Here is a 229-nt window from a genome sequence, read left to right on the forward strand (position 1 = left end):
TAAATATTTTACAATACCTTGCATGTAGCTTTCAGTAATGATTTGGTTGTCAAAAATAGGAAATTCTTTTTTCTCTTCACCAGAATAGATATACATAAAAAGACGGACAGTCGCATTGATTAAATCAGTTGGACTTCCGTCTTGATTTTTAATTTCAAATTGTAATAAGCCAGCTTTTTTGTCATAGGATTTGAAAGTAAATCCAGTGACTTTCGCTGGTGGATTTGTC

The 229-nt window shown here is 31.9% G+C and carries 1 protein-coding gene; it reads right to left on the bottom strand.

Features of this window, described 5'->3' with window-relative positions; genetic code table 11:
* On the bottom strand, positions 1–229 hold a 229-nt coding region (locus AB3H90_RS14415), incomplete at both ends, for a BppU family phage baseplate upper protein (protein WP_368016921.1).

This window comes from Enterococcus sp. C63 (assembly GCF_040887215.1).
Lineage (GTDB): Bacteria > Bacillota > Bacilli > Lactobacillales > Enterococcaceae > Enterococcus_B > Enterococcus_B hirae.